At 68.1% G+C, this 14,626-nt stretch carries 19 protein-coding genes; 15 read left to right on the top strand and 4 right to left on the bottom strand.

Annotated features, from left to right (window positions below; genetic code table 11):
- Positions 1-115: 115 nt before the first annotated feature.
- Entirely contained in the window at positions 116-736 is a 621-nt protein-coding gene (locus ACFW9Z_RS01665; protein ID WP_384632668.1) for a hypothetical protein, read from the bottom strand.
- A gap of 188 nt (positions 737-924) precedes the next feature.
- On the opposite strand from ACFW9Z_RS01665, the gene ACFW9Z_RS01660 reads away from it, so the two are divergent.
- The 5 genes from ACFW9Z_RS01660 to ACFW9Z_RS01640 all read left to right on the top strand — a co-directional run bounded on the left by ACFW9Z_RS01660 (position 925) and on the right by ACFW9Z_RS01640 (position 3,913).
- The gene (locus tag ACFW9Z_RS01660) at positions 925-1,632 is read left to right on the top strand and encodes a hypothetical protein (RefSeq protein ID WP_384632665.1); all 708 of its coding nucleotides are present in this window, start codon (positions 925-927) and stop codon (positions 1,630-1,632) included.
- 103 nt (positions 1,633-1,735) lie between these two features.
- The gene (locus ACFW9Z_RS01655; RefSeq protein WP_073741649.1) at positions 1,736-2,152 is read left to right on the top strand and encodes a K structural protein; all 417 of its coding nucleotides are present in this window, start codon (positions 1,736-1,738) and stop codon (positions 2,150-2,152) included.
- A gap of 14 nt (positions 2,153-2,166) precedes the next feature.
- Positions 2,167-3,216: a major capsid protein gene (locus tag ACFW9Z_RS01650; RefSeq protein WP_384632662.1), complete on the top strand. Its 1,050-nt coding sequence runs from the start codon at positions 2,167-2,169 to the stop codon at positions 3,214-3,216.
- Positions 3,216-3,509: a hypothetical protein gene (locus tag ACFW9Z_RS01645; RefSeq protein WP_384632659.1), complete on the top strand. Its 294-nt coding sequence runs from the start codon at positions 3,216-3,218 to the stop codon at positions 3,507-3,509. The genes ACFW9Z_RS01650 and ACFW9Z_RS01645 overlap by 1 nt, the downstream gene beginning before the upstream one ends.
- A 68-nt stretch (positions 3,510-3,577) precedes the next feature.
- The gene (locus ACFW9Z_RS01640) at positions 3,578-3,913 is read left to right on the top strand and encodes a hypothetical protein (protein WP_384632656.1); all 336 of its coding nucleotides are present in this window, start codon (positions 3,578-3,580) and stop codon (positions 3,911-3,913) included.
- Positions 3,914-4,042: 129 nt separating this feature from the next.
- On the opposite strand, the gene ACFW9Z_RS01635 is transcribed toward ACFW9Z_RS01640, so the two are convergent.
- Entirely contained in the window at positions 4,043-4,249 is a 207-nt protein-coding gene (locus tag ACFW9Z_RS01635) for a DUF397 domain-containing protein (RefSeq protein WP_384633357.1), read from the bottom strand.
- 36 nt (positions 4,250-4,285) lie between these two features.
- Positions 4,286-5,182, bottom strand: a complete 897-nt coding sequence (locus ACFW9Z_RS01630) for a helix-turn-helix domain-containing protein (RefSeq protein ID WP_384632653.1) — start codon at positions 5,180-5,182, stop codon at positions 4,286-4,288.
- Positions 5,183-5,302: 120 nt separating this feature from the next.
- On the opposite strand from ACFW9Z_RS01630, the gene ACFW9Z_RS01625 reads away from it, so the two are divergent.
- From ACFW9Z_RS01625 to ACFW9Z_RS01580, 10 genes are all read left to right on the top strand, one after another.
- A complete protein-coding gene (locus ACFW9Z_RS01625) occupies positions 5,303-5,947 on the top strand; it encodes an ATP-binding protein (protein WP_384632650.1) in 645 nt (214 codons plus the stop codon).
- Positions 5,944-6,849, top strand: a complete 906-nt coding sequence (locus ACFW9Z_RS01620) for a hypothetical protein (RefSeq protein WP_384632647.1) — start codon at positions 5,944-5,946, stop codon at positions 6,847-6,849. The genes ACFW9Z_RS01625 and ACFW9Z_RS01620 overlap by 4 nt, the downstream gene beginning before the upstream one ends.
- Entirely contained in the window at positions 6,846-8,024 is a 1,179-nt protein-coding gene (locus ACFW9Z_RS01615) for a GntR family transcriptional regulator (RefSeq protein ID WP_384632644.1), read from the top strand. Before ACFW9Z_RS01620 ends, ACFW9Z_RS01615 begins: the two co-directional genes overlap by 4 nt.
- On the top strand, positions 8,021-8,638 hold the full coding sequence (locus tag ACFW9Z_RS01610; protein ID WP_384632641.1) for a DUF6624 domain-containing protein: 618 nt from the start codon (positions 8,021-8,023) through the stop codon (positions 8,636-8,638). Before ACFW9Z_RS01615 ends, ACFW9Z_RS01610 begins: the two co-directional genes overlap by 4 nt.
- Entirely contained in the window at positions 8,635-9,003 is a 369-nt protein-coding gene (locus tag ACFW9Z_RS01605) for a DUF6415 family natural product biosynthesis protein (protein WP_384632638.1), read from the top strand. The genes ACFW9Z_RS01610 and ACFW9Z_RS01605 overlap by 4 nt, the downstream gene beginning before the upstream one ends.
- Positions 9,000-9,716, top strand: coding sequence for a DUF6624 domain-containing protein (locus ACFW9Z_RS01600; protein ID WP_384632636.1), 717 nt, complete (start codon positions 9,000-9,002; stop codon positions 9,714-9,716). The genes ACFW9Z_RS01605 and ACFW9Z_RS01600 overlap by 4 nt, the downstream gene beginning before the upstream one ends.
- Positions 9,717-9,719: 3 nt before the next feature.
- Complete coding sequence (locus ACFW9Z_RS01595; protein WP_384632633.1) at positions 9,720-10,175, top strand: DUF6082 family protein; 456 nt, start codon at positions 9,720-9,722, stop codon at positions 10,173-10,175.
- 247 nt (positions 10,176-10,422) lie between these two features.
- A complete protein-coding gene (locus ACFW9Z_RS01590) occupies positions 10,423-10,851 on the top strand; it encodes a hypothetical protein (protein WP_384632631.1) in 429 nt (142 codons plus the stop codon).
- A 90-nt stretch (positions 10,852-10,941) separates the two neighbouring features.
- A complete protein-coding gene (locus tag ACFW9Z_RS01585) occupies positions 10,942-11,730 on the top strand; it encodes a class I SAM-dependent DNA methyltransferase (protein ID WP_384632628.1) in 789 nt (262 codons plus the stop codon).
- Complete coding sequence (locus tag ACFW9Z_RS01580) at positions 11,727-12,620, top strand: hypothetical protein (RefSeq protein WP_384632625.1); 894 nt, start codon at positions 11,727-11,729, stop codon at positions 12,618-12,620. The genes ACFW9Z_RS01585 and ACFW9Z_RS01580 overlap by 4 nt, the downstream gene beginning before the upstream one ends.
- A gap of 71 nt (positions 12,621-12,691) precedes the next feature.
- Here the strand turns inward: ACFW9Z_RS01580 and ACFW9Z_RS01575 are convergent, their stop codons facing one another.
- The gene (locus tag ACFW9Z_RS01575; protein ID WP_384632622.1) at positions 12,692-14,515 is read right to left on the bottom strand and encodes an ABC transporter ATP-binding protein; all 1,824 of its coding nucleotides are present in this window, start codon (positions 14,513-14,515) and stop codon (positions 12,692-12,694) included.
- Between the last annotated feature and the right edge of the window lie 111 nt (positions 14,516-14,626).

Here is a 14,626-nt window from a genome sequence, read left to right as displayed (position 1 = left end):
GATCACCGCCGCCAGCAGCCAGAGCCACCAGGGGGCGGATAGGGGAATGGTCGGGCCGGGAGGTAGCACAGGGGACCTCATGAAGGTGTCGGCCGCCGTAGCCGACCCGGGGAGGTCAGGCTGCCATGGGGCCTTGGATGGACTGGACGTTCTGCGCAGAAGCGGGACGTCCACCGGGTGCGCGCGGAATGACGGAGGCTGCGAGGCGGATCACGCCGCACGGTGACGCCGGGCAGGGATGGCGATCCGCGGATTCGAAGATGTCGCGGTGGGTGGCCTTGACGAGTTCTGCGCGCGCCAAGCGCACCAGCTCGGCCCATGCCTCAGCGGCGGGCTCGTCCTGCTCTGCCGGAGGATCATCGTGCGGGCCGCCCGACGCGAGTCCCGCTCCGCCCAGCGGGGTCGTGATCGAGGGCTGACCGCACATCTCTTCGGCGGAGGCCCGGAGCTCCTGCGCGAAGGCTTCGTCATCCGCGTGGGGTTTAGCTCTCCGACCGTCACCGAAACCACGCAGGGAGCGCATGACGAAGTTCAGCAGCGCCTCGGTTTTGCCTAACCCGGTGGGGAGAGCGACGACCTGTAGGAACCTTGACCGCATCTCATCAGCATCAAGATCCACCACAATGGCCGAGAGGCGGTGGTGACCGTCCAGAAAGCCACGTGATGTGTCGAGAATGATGGTCTTGTCCGTGAAGTCCCACGACCCCGACCTCTGTAGACCCGCGACGGCGGCCACCCAGTCAGGGTCTAGGGGGCGGTCCGTGCTCTCGGTCACATCGGCAGGGTAGCCGAACTTCGTTGCTGGGCGGGCCTCTTGATCAAAGTCTGGCGTGGTTCTGACGGGGCCCGCTGTATGACGAAGATGCTGTCGGTGCAGGTGGCTACACTGATTGGCAGCGCGGGGGCGCGCTCTGGAGGAGATGCATGGTCCGGCCCCTGCCGCCTCGCCGTCCTGTCGGCCACCGCCGTGACGGGCGGCCGATCTACCCCATCCTCGGTGCCTCCTCGGAGGACGAGACGAACGACCAGCTCGATGACGCCCCGGACGACGGTGGCCAGGAACAGCAGGTCACCGTCACTCAGGATCGGCTTGGCAAGATGCTCACCCGGGAGAAGGCTCAGGGGGAACGAGCGGCCGTGAAGCGGCTGTTGGTGCAGCTCGGGTTCGACAACCCGAAGGCGCTGACAGAGTTCGTGACCACGCAGCGGGAGGCCGAGCAGGCTGCGCTGTCGGAGGTCGAGCGTCGTGAACAGGCTGCGGCTGAGCGGGAGTTGCAGGCTGCGCGTCGGGAGGAGCTGGCCGCCGAACGGGAGCGAGCCGCGCTTCGCCGGGCCGCGCTGGTGGCGCTCGGCGCGGAGGGCGATGACCTGGTCGACGCCGAGCGTCTGTTGGCCGTGGACGACGAGGACGCCGACGAAGCACAGATCCAGTCGGCCGCCGAGGCCCTGCGAACCCGCCGCCCCGAGCTGTTCGGGGAGGTCCGCACACCGGTGCCGGCTGCCCCCGCGGGCGCCCCAGCCGGCCGCGGGCCGACCCGTACGACGCCGGTGTCCAAGCCCGGCTCCGCCGGGCTGGAGATGGCCAAGCGCCGGGGCCTGATACCCGAGTTCAGCGACACAGCCGCCCGGTAGTTCCGGGCCGAGATTCAGGGGACCACGCCCCGCAACTTCGTGGACGTCACCGCCTCCGTGGGCGGTGTGCGGAAGTCACCGCAGCGTCCATGGAGACACGCACATGACCATCCAGCCCGTCTCGAAGTCCGAGTACACCACCGCGAACCGTGAGTGGCTGGCTTCCCTGCACGGCACCGACTCTGTCGACACCATCACCCTCGACCTGCCCCTGTTCTGCGAGGGCACGCACTACGTGTGCGGCGACGGCTGCGACCCGTACGGCCGTGTCCTGTCCGGCGTGCCGGTCGGCCGCGTCGCGGAGTCCGGCCTCTACGGCCCGTACGACCCGGAGGCGCACTGCGGCCGCCAGATCCTGCGCGGCTTCGTGATCGCCGAGGCCCCGTTCGCGCCCGGCCAGACCCGTGTCCCGGCTGCCTTGCTGTGGCACGGCGCGGTGAAGGCGTCGAAGGTGCCGGGTGGCATCGACGTGTCCGAGCTGGTGTGGCACCCGCGTGCCGCGCAGATCCGCTTCGTCTGAGCGGGGTCTGAGCTGTGACGATTCAGGACCTCCTCAAGGACGTCTCGGTCATGGACCTGACGACGTTCGCCAGGGCGATCCCTTCCAAGAAGGACTTCCTCCTCACCCAGAGCATCTTCCCGACTGTCGAGATGCGGGCGGTGAAGTGGCGGACGAAGGACTCCGGCCGGTTCGTCAACGTGGCGAAGTACCGGGCTTTCAACGCGTCGGTGCCGTTCGCGACCCGTGAGGCGTGGCAGACCTCCCGTGAGGGCGCGCTGCCGCCGCTGGGGCAGAAGCTCCTCGTCTCCGAGCAGGAGCAGATCCTGCTGGAAGACTCGCACGGATCGGATCAGGACCGGCTGATTGAGCTGCTGTACGACGACGTGGAGCGCCACGTCGAAGCGATCCGGTCCCGGCTGGAGCTGGCGTGCGGCGACGTACTCGTGGACGGCAAGTTCGAACTGCTCCAGGAGAACGGGCTGACGCTTGAAGTCGACTGGAATGTGCCGCTGGAGAACCGGCCGACGGCCCGCATCCCGTGGTCGGACCCGACTTCCGATCCGATCGCGGACGAGCAACGGTGGATTCGGCAGCTCGACGACCTCGGCGCCCCGGCGCCGGAGATGGTGATCACCAGCGCCAAGGCGTACTCCTACCTGGCGGAGAACAACGCCTACAGGGCGGCGTACTACGGGTCGGTGTCCCCGTCGACCACGCCGACGGCGATGCTCAATCCGCAGCAGATCAACGTGGTGCGCGGCAACTACTCGCTGCCGCCGATCACGTTCTACAAGGCGCAGGTCCGCGTCGACGGCAAGTCCCGCAGGGTACTGCCGGAGGACCTGTGGATTCTGGTGCCGCCGGACCGGGAGAAGTGGGCGCAGACCATGTACGGGGTGACGGCTGAGGGCTTGGTCCTCTCGCGCGGCACGAACCCCGAGATCATCCGCGAGGACGCACCGGGCCTGATCATCACCAGGGGTGTCCAGGATGACCCCGTGCAGATCTACACCAAGGGGGCCGCGGTCGGGATGCCGGTCATGCACACCCCGGATGCGCACATCGTGGCGAAGGTCCTGTGATGGCGGGCCGTGGGCGGCTGAAGGCCGCGGTGTACGTACGGGACCCTGTCACGCGGGAGGACCTGATCCTGCTGCCGGGCGAGTGCCCGGACCCGGAGGTGGCCGTGCTGATCACCAACCCGGACGCGTGGGAGGAACAGCCGGAGGACCGCGACGAGCCGGTGTCCGTCGAGAAGACGGAGAAGTCAGCCGACGAGACCGACGGCCAGGAGGCGGCGGCCGGCGGGGGCAGCGCGAAGAAGTCCGCGTCATCGAGGCGGGGCGGAGGCCGGTCGGCGTCCGCATCCTCGTGACGAACTTGAGGCGGCCCGCCGCCGGGGACAGCCCGGCGGCGGGCCGTGCCGTGTGGAAGGAGTAGCGGGTGGATGAGTTCCAGCGGTCGTGGCTGCTTGCGCAGCTCGGGCCGGACACCGACCCGGCCGACCTGGAGCGTCGCTACTTCCGGCTGCGGTCGGTGCGCGCGGTCGCGCTGGAGGTGCTGGGCGAGCGGCGCGCGAAGCTGCTTGCGGACCCGCTGAAGGTCACGGTTGACGGCGTGGTGACTATGGATCTCCAGGAGAACCTTCGCGGGATCGAGCGGCAGATCGAGCAGGTGCGGCAGGCCCCGGCACCGGACGACCTCGACGACGACGGCCAGGGAGATGATCAGCAGCTGATCCAGGTGGCCTGGCTGAGTCCGGTCCGTCTCTACCGGTGAGCGGTGGGGCCGTCCGAGCGCGTCTCCTCCAGAAGAGAGGGTGACTGTCGGACGTGTGCGTCAGGGTGGGACGAGAGCGGTGGTCCCCCGCAATGCTCCTGTGGGGGACTACCGCTCCTATCCAGGTGGTCAGCTGTCGGTGGAGCCGGAGTCGAGGTCGCCCGTGCGCACGGTCTCGATGAAGGCCGAGAACGTAGACGCGGGGAAGGCCAGCGCCGGGCCGTCCTTCTTCTTAGAGTCCCGAACGTAGATCCGGCTGCTCTGGTCGGCGACCTCGATGCAGTTGTTGCCGGTGCCGTCGCTGTACGACGACTTGAACCACGCGCTCTCTGGGATCGGCTCGTTGGCCGAGGTGTCCGTCTTGATGGCCGTTCATCCCTTTGCTAGTTCTTCTAGAAGTTCGATGGTTTCTTCCACCCCTAGGGCTACGCCCACCATCGCGTCGAACCGGCGTGTGAACCGGTCAACCTCTCGGGGCTTGTCCGAAGTCGAGACAGCTCCCCAAGCATTATCCGTCTGGACGCGAGAGGGGAGAGCGCCCAGGTTCAGGATCGTGAAATCGTTGTTCGATCTGTAGCCGCGGCGGAAGGGCATCACCTGCAAGGAGATGTGGTCCTCCCGTGCGAGGCCGGCGATCTCCCGGTACTGCTCCCGCATCACGTCGTCGTCACCGTACGGGATACGTAGGGCGGCCTCTCCGAGGATGATCCGAAGGCGGGCGGGATCGCGATCCTTCGGGCGAAGTACGCGCTCCTTCCGCTCCATGCGCAACTCAAGGTTGCGCTTCACCGACTCCGCGGTGGTGTCCTCGACGGGGCGGTGCGCCTCCAGTAGCGCCTTGGCGTATCGCTCAGTCTGGAGCAGTCCGTACACCAGGGTCGGGTGGTAGGCGGTGATCACTATGGCTTCCGCTTCGAGGCCGATGTGGTGAGGCATTCCCGTGGGCATGAAGCTGCGGTACTGCGTGAGCCAGTCCTCGCCGGGGGCGTCGCGGTTCAGCTCCACGAGCTGCTGGATCAGCTCGTCGTCGGTCACGCCGTACCGCTTCAGCAGGGTCCTCAAGTTCCCGACGTTGCGACGGAAGTTCGCCTCACCGCTCTCGATGCGACCAAGCGTTGCCTCCGACAGACCCTTGAGTCCTCGGACGGCTTCCTTCCGGGTCATGCCCTTGAGCCGGTCCGACTCCGTCGGTGGGCAATTTTCCCGTAGATGTCTCATCTGGATGCCGAGCTCCAGCCGCTGGCCGGTAGCTCCGAGCTTCGCTGCCACCTGTGCACCTTCCTAGCGTCCTTGTGCATGCGAGCCGACCTATGCGCAGGGGCTGATACCCGCTGAGCACGCAGTGCAGTCCCCTGTGCACGTCGCTGCATAGTCCATTTTGAGGACTCGATGATTTTTCATTGGAGACCCGCTTGCGATCCAACGTTGCTTACGGACACCGTAGTTCACACGGAAACCGAGAGGGCCGCATCGCAGGTCACGAGGCATCTACCGCGTCTCGCGGCGGTCGGCTCCCTCCCCGCCGCACTCCCCACGAAGCCGAGGCCAACCATGAGCCAGAGCCCCACCCAACGTAGGCAGCCGGATAGCCTCGCACCTCAACGCGAACGAGTCCGATCGAAGTGCGAGGACTTACCGGTTACGGCCGCCGCCTTCCAGATGGCGTTTCGGCCCGACCCGCGCTGGGTGAGTGAGACGCGCAGAACGACAGCGGCCTTCCTCCGGAGGGCGCCTCTGCCGGAGCCGCTGGTGAGCGACGTCGTGCTGGCTGTATCGGAGTTGGTCACGAACGCCATCGTTCACGGTGGCGGAGACGTCTGCCTCCGCGTTTCCGTAGATAGCCAGGAAGTGCGGGTTTCCGTCTCCGACCAGAGCCCTGAGCGAGCCGTGTTGGTGCATGCTGAGGACGATCGTGAGTCCGGGCGCGGGGTGCTGCTCGTTGCAGCGTTCGCACAGGCGTGGGGCAGTAGCGGCGCGGAGACGTGGTGCTCCTTTCGCCACCCCGATAAGTCCGTTGCTGGGACGGCGGCATGAGCGCCGTCGCCGTACGACTGCCGAAGGCACAGTTCGCGGCCGGAGCAAGGAAGGCGATCGCGTCGCTCAGCGACGCGTTCCTCCGCGACGAGGACCTGGCGAACGACCTTGACCAGATCCTCGGGGCCCCGGCGGGCCCGGTCGGCCTGGCCGGTAGGCGAAGCCGCAGACGGTGCGGCCTGCTTCGAAGCGCGACGTCGAGGCCGAGCGACGAGGAGGCGGCCGAGTTGAGCCGAGCCGTCACTCGGCTCGACCGGATGCTCGAACGACTCGTGGCGATCGCGGAGTTCCGCGAATGGGAGCCCCCGTACCCGAGTGTTCAGGCCGCCATCGTGCAGGCCAAGGCAGTGCGAGGTCAGCAACCGCAAGTGGTAGGCGGGTTCGAGACCGACCGTGCCCATCTGCGCCTGATGGCGATGGCGGCCTCGGACATCCTCGCCCGGCTGATTGACGACGAGGAGCGAGTTATGAGCCTCCCGCGAACGTACTGGTGCCACGCAGCTCTGGAGGCGAGCACGCCCGGAGCATCGCGAACTGAGGGGTGTACCAAGGCATCGGCCGAGGCCGCCGTCGACTGGGTGCGCGAGTCTGTCCGGCAGGTGAGTCCGCGCCTCGACCGCAGTACGTTCCACCGGGTGTGGGGATGGCTCGGTGACCACCGTGCCGTGCGGGCGGCCGTGATCGCGCTCCGTCAGAGCGAGCCGTACAACTTCTCCATCGACATCCCCGCCGGCCGCCTGGTCTGGACCGTGCACCACGTCGGCCAACTTCCGCTCGCCTCCCCGTGCGGATGCCGCCCGTTCAGCTGCTACAGCTCCTTGTCTACTCCGCCTCGCCTAGGTGCTCCGCCTGCTGGTTCGGCCCGCCTGCCCATGCCGTCCACCGTCATCGGAGCGTCATGACCACCGCGTCCACGACCACGCAGCAGTGCGCGGAGGGTGCTCCGTCTGAGATGGAGTATCAGACTGTTCGTCTGCATCTCGTTGCGTTGCAGCGGACCACGAACAGGTTCGTGATCGCGTCCGCCGCGGATATCGTCCGTCACTGCGAAACGGTGTGGGGCCTGGTCGAGCCGTGGCTGCCGCAGGCACAGGCCCGGCTCCGTGCGGCCGATGGATCGGCTTCGGACGCGGCCCGATGGAGGTCGACTATCGGTGCCGTTAGCCGAGTTGACAGCCACGCGCTGACGAGTGACGACCTGCTGGAGCTATGCTCTGCGGCCCGTCGCCTGCTCGGGCGGCTCATGGAAGCCGAGCGGCCAGGACCCAGCGTCGCGGAAATAGCGGCCCGGCTTCGGGAACTCATCGCCTCCGGCGCCTTCCCGCCCGGCAGCCCGTTGTCTGTCGCTCGGATCGCTGCGGGCCTGGGGTGCGACCGAGCTTCGCGCGTGCGGGTTGAACTGGCTCTCCGCGATCTGGAGATCAAGGGCGAGGTGACCTTCGGCCGCTCCAAACGTGCCACGGTTGTCGGGGAGCGGGAGGCCATCGACCGGCCTGCACAGATCGCTGAGTGGCTGCGCGCCCTCATCCAGGCCGGCGTCTACCCGCGCACGACCGAATTGCCCTGGGTGGATCTGCTCTCCCGGAGCTTCGTATCCCCGCGCGACACCGTCGTGCGCGCTCTCGACATCCTCGTGGACGAGGAAGTTCTGCTCCGGGGACCGAAGAAGCGCCCCGCCGTCTGCTGGAAGCTGCCCTTTCCCGTTGCGTCCCCTCCGGACATCGACAGCTTGCTCGCGCGGCTCACCGACATCGTGCCGCCCGACGTGGACCTCAGTCCCTTTCGCGTAGAGGAGGCTTGCCGTCGTGCCCGTTCCACGTGGAGCTGCCGCATTTCCCCGCTGCCCGAAGACCTGACGCACACGATCGACGTGCTGGTCGGTGCGGCCGAGCAGTTGATCCCCCTTGCCGCCTTGCGGTACGCGGATAACGAGGAGGTGGAAACCCGTCTGCGTCGTACGGCGGTGACCGCGCTCGCGGACCCTCCACCGGACGTGCTCCGGCGGACATGGCACGCGGCCTGCTTAGGCGCAGCGGTCCAGGACATCCTTCTCCTCCTTGCAGGAGACCTCACGTGAGCACTGACCCTCGACCCGACGACGGTGCGGCGGGCACAGCCCCGTGCCGACGACCAGACATCGCCAGAACGCTGATCGGCTGCGTGGGAAACGCAGTGTCCCAATGGGCCCGGATCGCCCGCTCCCAGGTCACGGAACACGAGATCGAGATGTTCCGCCACGTCGACCACGCGAACGCGCAGCTCCTCGGCCGGGTGATCAGGGACCACGGCTGGCCGGGATATCGCCTGGTGGGCGAAGACGGGGCCAGTGCCGCATGGTGGATTGCCCTTCATGCCGACAGCCTGCTCACCGTCCAGAATCTTGCCCTCCAACTGATGTACGAAGCCGTACGGCAGGGTGACGCGAGCCTCCCGCAGTGGGCGCACCTCACCGACCGGGCTTTGACAAATGCCCACAAATTGCAAGAGTTCGGCACGCAGTACCGCCAGGGCGCCACCGGGTTGGAGCGGCAGCCGGTGCATGCCCCGGACACCCTCGACCAGCGCCGCATCGCGATTGGACTTGTGCCCGCTGCCGATGCCCTGGAGACGCTGCGTCGACGCCTCGACGCCCCACCACGCTATGGGGCGCTCCCCGGAGAGCCGCCCGCCGATTTGTCGGGTACGGCGTGAACGGGCCTGGCGGCGTCCGTACGGAGGGCGCGCGCAAGCTCACGAAGAAGGTCCTCGCCTGGAGCACGAGCGAGGAGGAGGCCCCGACGCTGGAGGAAGCCGACACAGCCTTGGCCCTCCTCACGACGTACGGGAAGGAGTTCCGCGACACCGTAACGACGGCGTACCGCCAACTGCCTGCCGGCTCCGCCGTGGCCGAACGAGTGCAGGCCACGCTCGGCGAAGCGAGCCGTCGCCTCGACCACCCGCTGCCCGAACGTACGCGTAAAGCCGTCGTGGGCCGCGCTCAGAACATCGCGCGGCTGCTCGAAGCCCTGCTTCGCGCGGCCGCCACGACCGAGCATGAAGATATGGATCGCCCGTGACCTCGTTCCGGCCGGATCTGGCCATCAATCTCTTCGCCCGCGTTGACGCGGCACGCCCCGTCTGGTCTGCCCGACTCTCGTACGAAGAGCGGGTCAAGCAGGTGGTACTCCCCGGCAGATGGGATGTGGACCGCGAAAACACGGAGTTCCTGCGGGCAACCATCGAGGAGCACGGATGGCCGGGGCACCGTCTGGTGGGTGAGGGCGGAGCCCACGCTGCCTACCTCATTGCCCTGCACGCTGACCACGACGTCGATTTCCAGTGGCTCGCGTCCAATGCGCTCGGCGAGGCATCGGCCATGAGGGACGCCAGTTCGGTGGACTGGGCTCACATGTACGACCGGTGTCACGTGAACAGCGGCAAGCTCCAGATCTACGGCACTCAGTACCGCTACGGCCTGAACGGCCCCGAGCTGCTGCCTGCCAGCCTCGACGACATCGACTGGCGCCGTGAGTTCGTGGGCCTACGGCCGATCGCGGAGGCCCGCGCTGCCGTTCTGCACCGGCATAGCCCGGATCGGCCACCGGGAGACGGACTGGAGGAAGAACCCGGACCGCGAGGTCGGCTGCTCTGGGCGCTTCGGCCCCACGCCCAAGCCCGAGCGCCGCCGGATCGATCACGCAAGTCGTCCGCCCCTCAGCAGGTGAGGAGGGCACCCACTCCCTTGCGAGGGCGGATTCGCAGGTCCCCATCCGATCGAAAGGGCTGTTGACGAATGAAGATCACCACCGCCGTCCTCGTGGCGGGCGCAGCCGCTGCCGGAGTTGGCGTCGCCCACCTCTGGCAGGCGGAGCGACACCAGCGCCAGCGGAACGCGCTCTCGGCTGCCGCGATGCACCAGGAGTACCTGCGCTACGTGGAGGGCAATCCGGAACTGCAACGCCTCTGGGTGCCCGAGGACGGATCGCTGGACCCTGAGGAGTACCTCCGGCGGACACATGCCAACCACCTGTTCTCCGCCCTCGCCGTGCGATTCCGGGTCGGCATCATCGACGAAGAGAATCTGCGCGTCCAGGCGAATTGGATGATGTCCCGCGCGGTCGGCCGGGACTACTGGTCGTCCTTCTCGGGCTTCCGCGAGTCGGAGGCCCGCGACAAGCTCGATCGTCGGTTCAACAGGATCATGACCAGCGAATGGCTCGCCCGCCCGGAAGTTGACGCCCTCGTCTGACCCGCCGCAGACGCGCGTCACCCACAACTCCCTGCCCGTGCTGTGGCATCGCGCGGATGCAGGGGCACAACCCCGCTCCGGACGTCACGAATCCGACGAGCGGGTAGCGCCCCGGCCGGCAGACCAATGCCGACCGCGACACGGACGGACAGGTCACCAGACCCGGCCAGGGCGCGCGCATCCCACACACCTTCCATCGGGTGCAACCGACGGGAGGCTCTCTCCACCGGAGTCAAGAGGAGCACACATGCATTCTGCACTGCTCGAATCGCCCGACACCCAGGTCCGCTACCGCGTGATGACCGGCGAGGACGACGACCGCGCCCGTCGCGGTGCCAAGAAGATCGTCGGCCGCTCCGAGGTGTCCCTGCACTGCAAGGACGCCGCGACCATCGAGAAGACCGTCGAGGCCCTGCGCCTGTCCGACGCCGAGCTGGTCAAGCGCCCCGAGGCGTCGAAGAAGTACGACTGGCAGTCCGTGTTCGTGGAGCCCGAGCAGGGCAACGCGGACGGCGGCGGCAAGGTCCTGTTCGGCGTCGCCTGGTACGACTGGGTGTACTTCGCCGAGAAGGCCGGGGTGTACGGCGACAAGATGCACAGCCACATGTTCGGCAACCTCGGCATCACCGAGGAGGACGTGACCGTCACCCACTGGCGGGCGGGCGTCGCGGCCTGACGTAGCCCCTACAGCACACCGCCAGGGCTCGGCTCCGGTACACGGAGCCGAGCCCTGGCCATGCCGTGCCCATCACACCGAGGAGGAAAGATGACCGATCGCACGGAGCAGGGAGCACGTTGGGACCTCTGGGCCCCGCACTACGACCAGGACACTGCCGGGCAAGATCACCAGCCGACCGCCGCGGGCCTGGCGGACCTCGCCGGACCGGGGCCGATGCTGGAGCTGGGCATCGGCACAGGGCGGATCGCCTTCGCTCTCGCGGAGTGGGGCGTGCCGGTCACCGGGATCGACGCCTCACCGCGGATGATCGCGCGACTCGAAGCGCGCGCCGCCCAGGACCCGCCGCGCGTCGCGGTGCGGGCCGTCACCGGGGACATGGCCCGCTTCGCCCTCGGGGAGCTCTTTCCGCTGATCTACGTCAGCGTCAGCACGATCTTCCTGCTGACCAGCCAGGACGATCAGGTCGCATGCTTCCGCAGCGCGGCGAAGCATCTCCGGCCGGACGGCCACTTCGTCGTTGAGGCTGCCGTGCCCTACGCCTCCGGCCTGGCTACGGAACGTGACCAGATGATCGTCCGCGAGATGAGCGAAGATCACCTGAAGTGGTCGGCCTTCCTCCACGACGCCGCCACGCAGACCGTCCGCGCCCAGGAGATCCGTATCGGCACGGAGGAAGGCTTCCGGATGCTGCCCAACCTCATGCGCTACGCCCATCCCGCCGAGCTCGACCTGATGGCCCAGCTCGCCGGACTGCGCCTGGAGCGTCGTACGGCGGACTGGGCGGGGAACCCCTTCACCTCGACCAGCACGCACCATGTGTCCGTATATAGTCACCTGCCAGCCGAACCCGCCCTGCCGACCGGAGCGCCCGCATGACGACCCTCCTCCCGCAGCTCCTCCCAGAAGCTTTCGGCACGGCGGAAACCGCCCATGTATCCCTTGTTGCTGATCGACGCGGCACCGCCTTGTGGCAAGTACACCTGGACGACGGCAGCCGCTACGCGCTGAAGGCGACCACCGCGTGCACGGACCCACAAGGCCACGTCGACTCCGAGCACCTGGCGCTGGTCGAAGCAGAGCTGCTGATGGCCTTGGAGCACGACGGTGTGTTCAGCGACCTCTACCGGGCGCACGGCGAGCTGCCGGACGGCACCGGTACGTGGCTGACGCTGCGCTGGCTACCCGGCGAGGAGGCGGAGACCGCCTACGGCAAGCTCCGCACGACGCCCGATGACCAGACCGCCGCCCGGTACGCGGCGGCGATGGCCGGCGCGGTGGCCGACCTGCACGAGGCGGGATGGACACACGGCGACATGCAGGAAGTCCACTTCATCCTGGACGGCGACAGCGCGCACCTGCTCGACTTCGCGATGGCCCAGCCTCCCGCCGACATCCGGATCGCCACCCGCCGTGCGCCGTACCGGGGGGCCTACGACTTCTTCATGTCCCCGGAGCTGGCCGCTCGCCGCCTCGCCACGAAACCGTCCGAGCACCTGGAGCTGACCACGGCCTCCGAGGTGTGGTCCCTGTGCGCGACGATCTATGCGTGCTGGACCGGGGTGTACCCGATCAGCGAGAAGGACACGAAGCTCAGCACGCCTGACCTCCGCGCCGAACTCGCCCGCGGGCAGTACCGCCCCCTGCCGACCGTTCGTCCCTGGGCGTTCCCCGAGTTTGAGGACATCGTCTCCACCGGACTTGTCGTCGATCCCGCCGAGCGACCGACAGCCCGCTGCCTTCAGCACATGTTCGAGGAACTCCTGTAGCAGGACGCTCGCTCGAAGGTACGGCGGCCGCTCTGCGTCTGGGTTGGCCGCCGTATCGTCATGACCGCTGCTCACCGGTCCATCTGGAGCTTGTGCAGCGCGTAGAACTGGCCCCCCAAATCCAGTAGTTCGTCAAAGGTGCCCGACTCTACGATCCGTCCTTGGTCGAGAACGATGATGCGATCAGCCAGCCTTGCGTTGTCCAGGCGATGGGTGATGAACAGCGTGGTCCGACCTCGCGCCAGGGTCTTGAGACGGTTGAAGATCCTGTGCTCGGCACGGGCGTCCATCGCGGCAGTCGGTTCGTCCATGATCAGAACGGCGGCGTTCCGGTGGAAGGCACGGGCGACGGCGATGCGCTGCCACTGGCCGCCGGACAGGTCGTGCCCACCCCACCAGGAGCGGGCCAGCGACGTGTCCAGCCCGTTCGGCAGAGCCTCCAGGGCTTGATCGGCACCCGCGTGCTCGGCCGCCTCGTGGACAGCTGCGTCGCCTTCCGGGCGGGGGCTGCCGAGGGTGATGTTCTCGCGGGCGGCCATCGGCCACCGCGTGTAGTCCTGCGGTACGAGCCCGACGTGCGACCACACGCTTGCCGGATCGGCGTCGGAGAGGTCGGTGGTGTCCCACCGCACGGTGCCGGCCGTGGGCAGAAAGAGTCCGGTCAACAACCTGGCCAGCGTGCTCTTTCCGGAGCCGTTCTCACCCACCATGGCGATCACCTCGCCCCGCCGGATGTGCAGGTCGATGCCGTGGAGTGCGGGCCCGTCGGCCCCGGGATAGGTGAAGGACACCCCGGTCGTGGTGATGGTGTCCGGCCCGTCATCCGGGATCGTGGCGGTGCCGCGCTCGCACCGCCACGTCTTGGCGTCGGTGAGGAACTTCGCCCAGTCGTCCAGCGACAGGGAGGTACGGAAGACGGACGCACCGGCCCGGACGAGGGATCGCAGGGCGCCAGTGGACGTGCGTACCGCGATCACCGCCGCACCCGCGACGGCGAGGTCCATGCGGCCGGTGGAGACGAGGAAGACCAGGGCGGCCCAGGTGCCCATGGTGGCGACTGTGCCGAGGGCATCGCCCGTGGTCTGGACGAGAAGGGCGTGCCGTGTGGCGGTGAGCTGTTCGTTCTCCAGGCGCTGCGAGACGATCCGGTACTGGCTGGTCAGGAAGGGAGCCATGGTGCCCGCGCGGACCTCGTCGGCGTTGTTGCGGTCGGTGGTGTAGGTCCGCAGGACGTTACGCAGCCGGGAGTCGGAGAGGTTGCGGTGCTTGGCCGCGTGCTCGATGCGGGCCCCGCGCACGGCCCCCCAGCCGCAGGGCAGGACCGACAGGACGAGCAGCGGCAGCATGATCCAGTGCAGCGCCGAGACGACGACAGCCGCAGCCAGCAGCTGGGCGGCGGCACTGGTGAGGACCTGGGTGTCCGTGATCAGGTCGCCGGTCTTCTCCGCGCCGCTGCTGGCGGCTTCCTGAGCGTCCTCGAAGTCGGGGTGCTCGTAGGCGGACAGCTCCGCGGTGGTGCTCGCGGCGATGACGGCGAGGTCGGCTTCGCGTACGGCTTTCGGGGCGAGGCGCGCGGCAGCGGCGCGGGCGCCGAGGTCGAAGAGGTAGCGTCCGGCGACGGACGCTCCGGTGATGATCAGGGCCGGGGTGGAGTGGGTCAGGCCCTCCGTCAATTCGTCGGCGGCGAACAGGCTGCTCAGTACGCGGGCAGTCGCGGCAAGGGCGCTGGCGGTGAGAGCGGCGGCGGCGATCTGGCAGAACAGGAGTGTCAGTACGGCCGTACGATCCGTACGCCAGCCGAGGACGGCCGCCTGCTTGAGGCTGCGGGGGAGCCGGGCCGCGATAGCCCGGGTGCTGAGGTTGCCGTATGCCTTGTCGTGAGGGCTGGTCTCCATGCGCATCACGGGTGGAGGCCCAGGCGTCACGTCGGGAGCGACGGTTGCTGGTGAAGTCACCGCTCCATGAAGACGGGCAGCCGAGCGGGCGGCAACGCGTTTTGAACAGCT

The organism is Streptomyces sp. NPDC059452 (assembly GCF_042750035.1).
Taxonomy (GTDB): Bacteria; Actinomycetota; Actinomycetes; order Streptomycetales; family Streptomycetaceae; genus Streptomyces.
The sequence above is the reverse complement of the archived record's forward strand: the minus strand, read 5'-3'. Positions and strand labels throughout refer to the sequence as shown.

Coding starts and splice junctions, on each gene's coding strand:
- ACFW9Z_RS01660 (WP_384632665.1), top strand. CDS start 925: ATGGTCCGGCCCCTGCCGCCTCGCCGTCCTGTCGGCCACCGCCGTGAC.
- ACFW9Z_RS01655 (WP_073741649.1), top strand. CDS start 1,736: ATGACCATCCAGCCCGTCTCGAAGTCCGAGTACACCACCGCGAACCGT.
- ACFW9Z_RS01645 (WP_384632659.1), top strand. CDS start 3,216: ATGGCGGGCCGTGGGCGGCTGAAGGCCGCGGTGTACGTACGGGACCCT.
- ACFW9Z_RS01625 (WP_384632650.1), top strand. CDS start 5,303: ATGATTTTTCATTGGAGACCCGCTTGCGATCCAACGTTGCTTACGGAC.
- ACFW9Z_RS01620 (WP_384632647.1), top strand. CDS start 5,944: ATGAGCGCCGTCGCCGTACGACTGCCGAAGGCACAGTTCGCGGCCGGA.
- ACFW9Z_RS01615 (WP_384632644.1), top strand. CDS start 6,846: ATGACCACCGCGTCCACGACCACGCAGCAGTGCGCGGAGGGTGCTCCG.
- ACFW9Z_RS01595 (WP_384632633.1), top strand. CDS start 9,720: ATGAAGATCACCACCGCCGTCCTCGTGGCGGGCGCAGCCGCTGCCGGA.
- ACFW9Z_RS01590 (WP_384632631.1), top strand. CDS start 10,423: ATGCATTCTGCACTGCTCGAATCGCCCGACACCCAGGTCCGCTACCGC.
- ACFW9Z_RS01585 (WP_384632628.1), top strand. CDS start 10,942: ATGACCGATCGCACGGAGCAGGGAGCACGTTGGGACCTCTGGGCCCCG.
- ACFW9Z_RS01580 (WP_384632625.1), top strand. CDS start 11,727: ATGACGACCCTCCTCCCGCAGCTCCTCCCAGAAGCTTTCGGCACGGCG.
- ACFW9Z_RS01575 (WP_384632622.1), bottom strand. CDS start 14,515: ATGGAGACCAGCCCTCACGACAAGGCATACGGCAACCTCAGCACCCGG.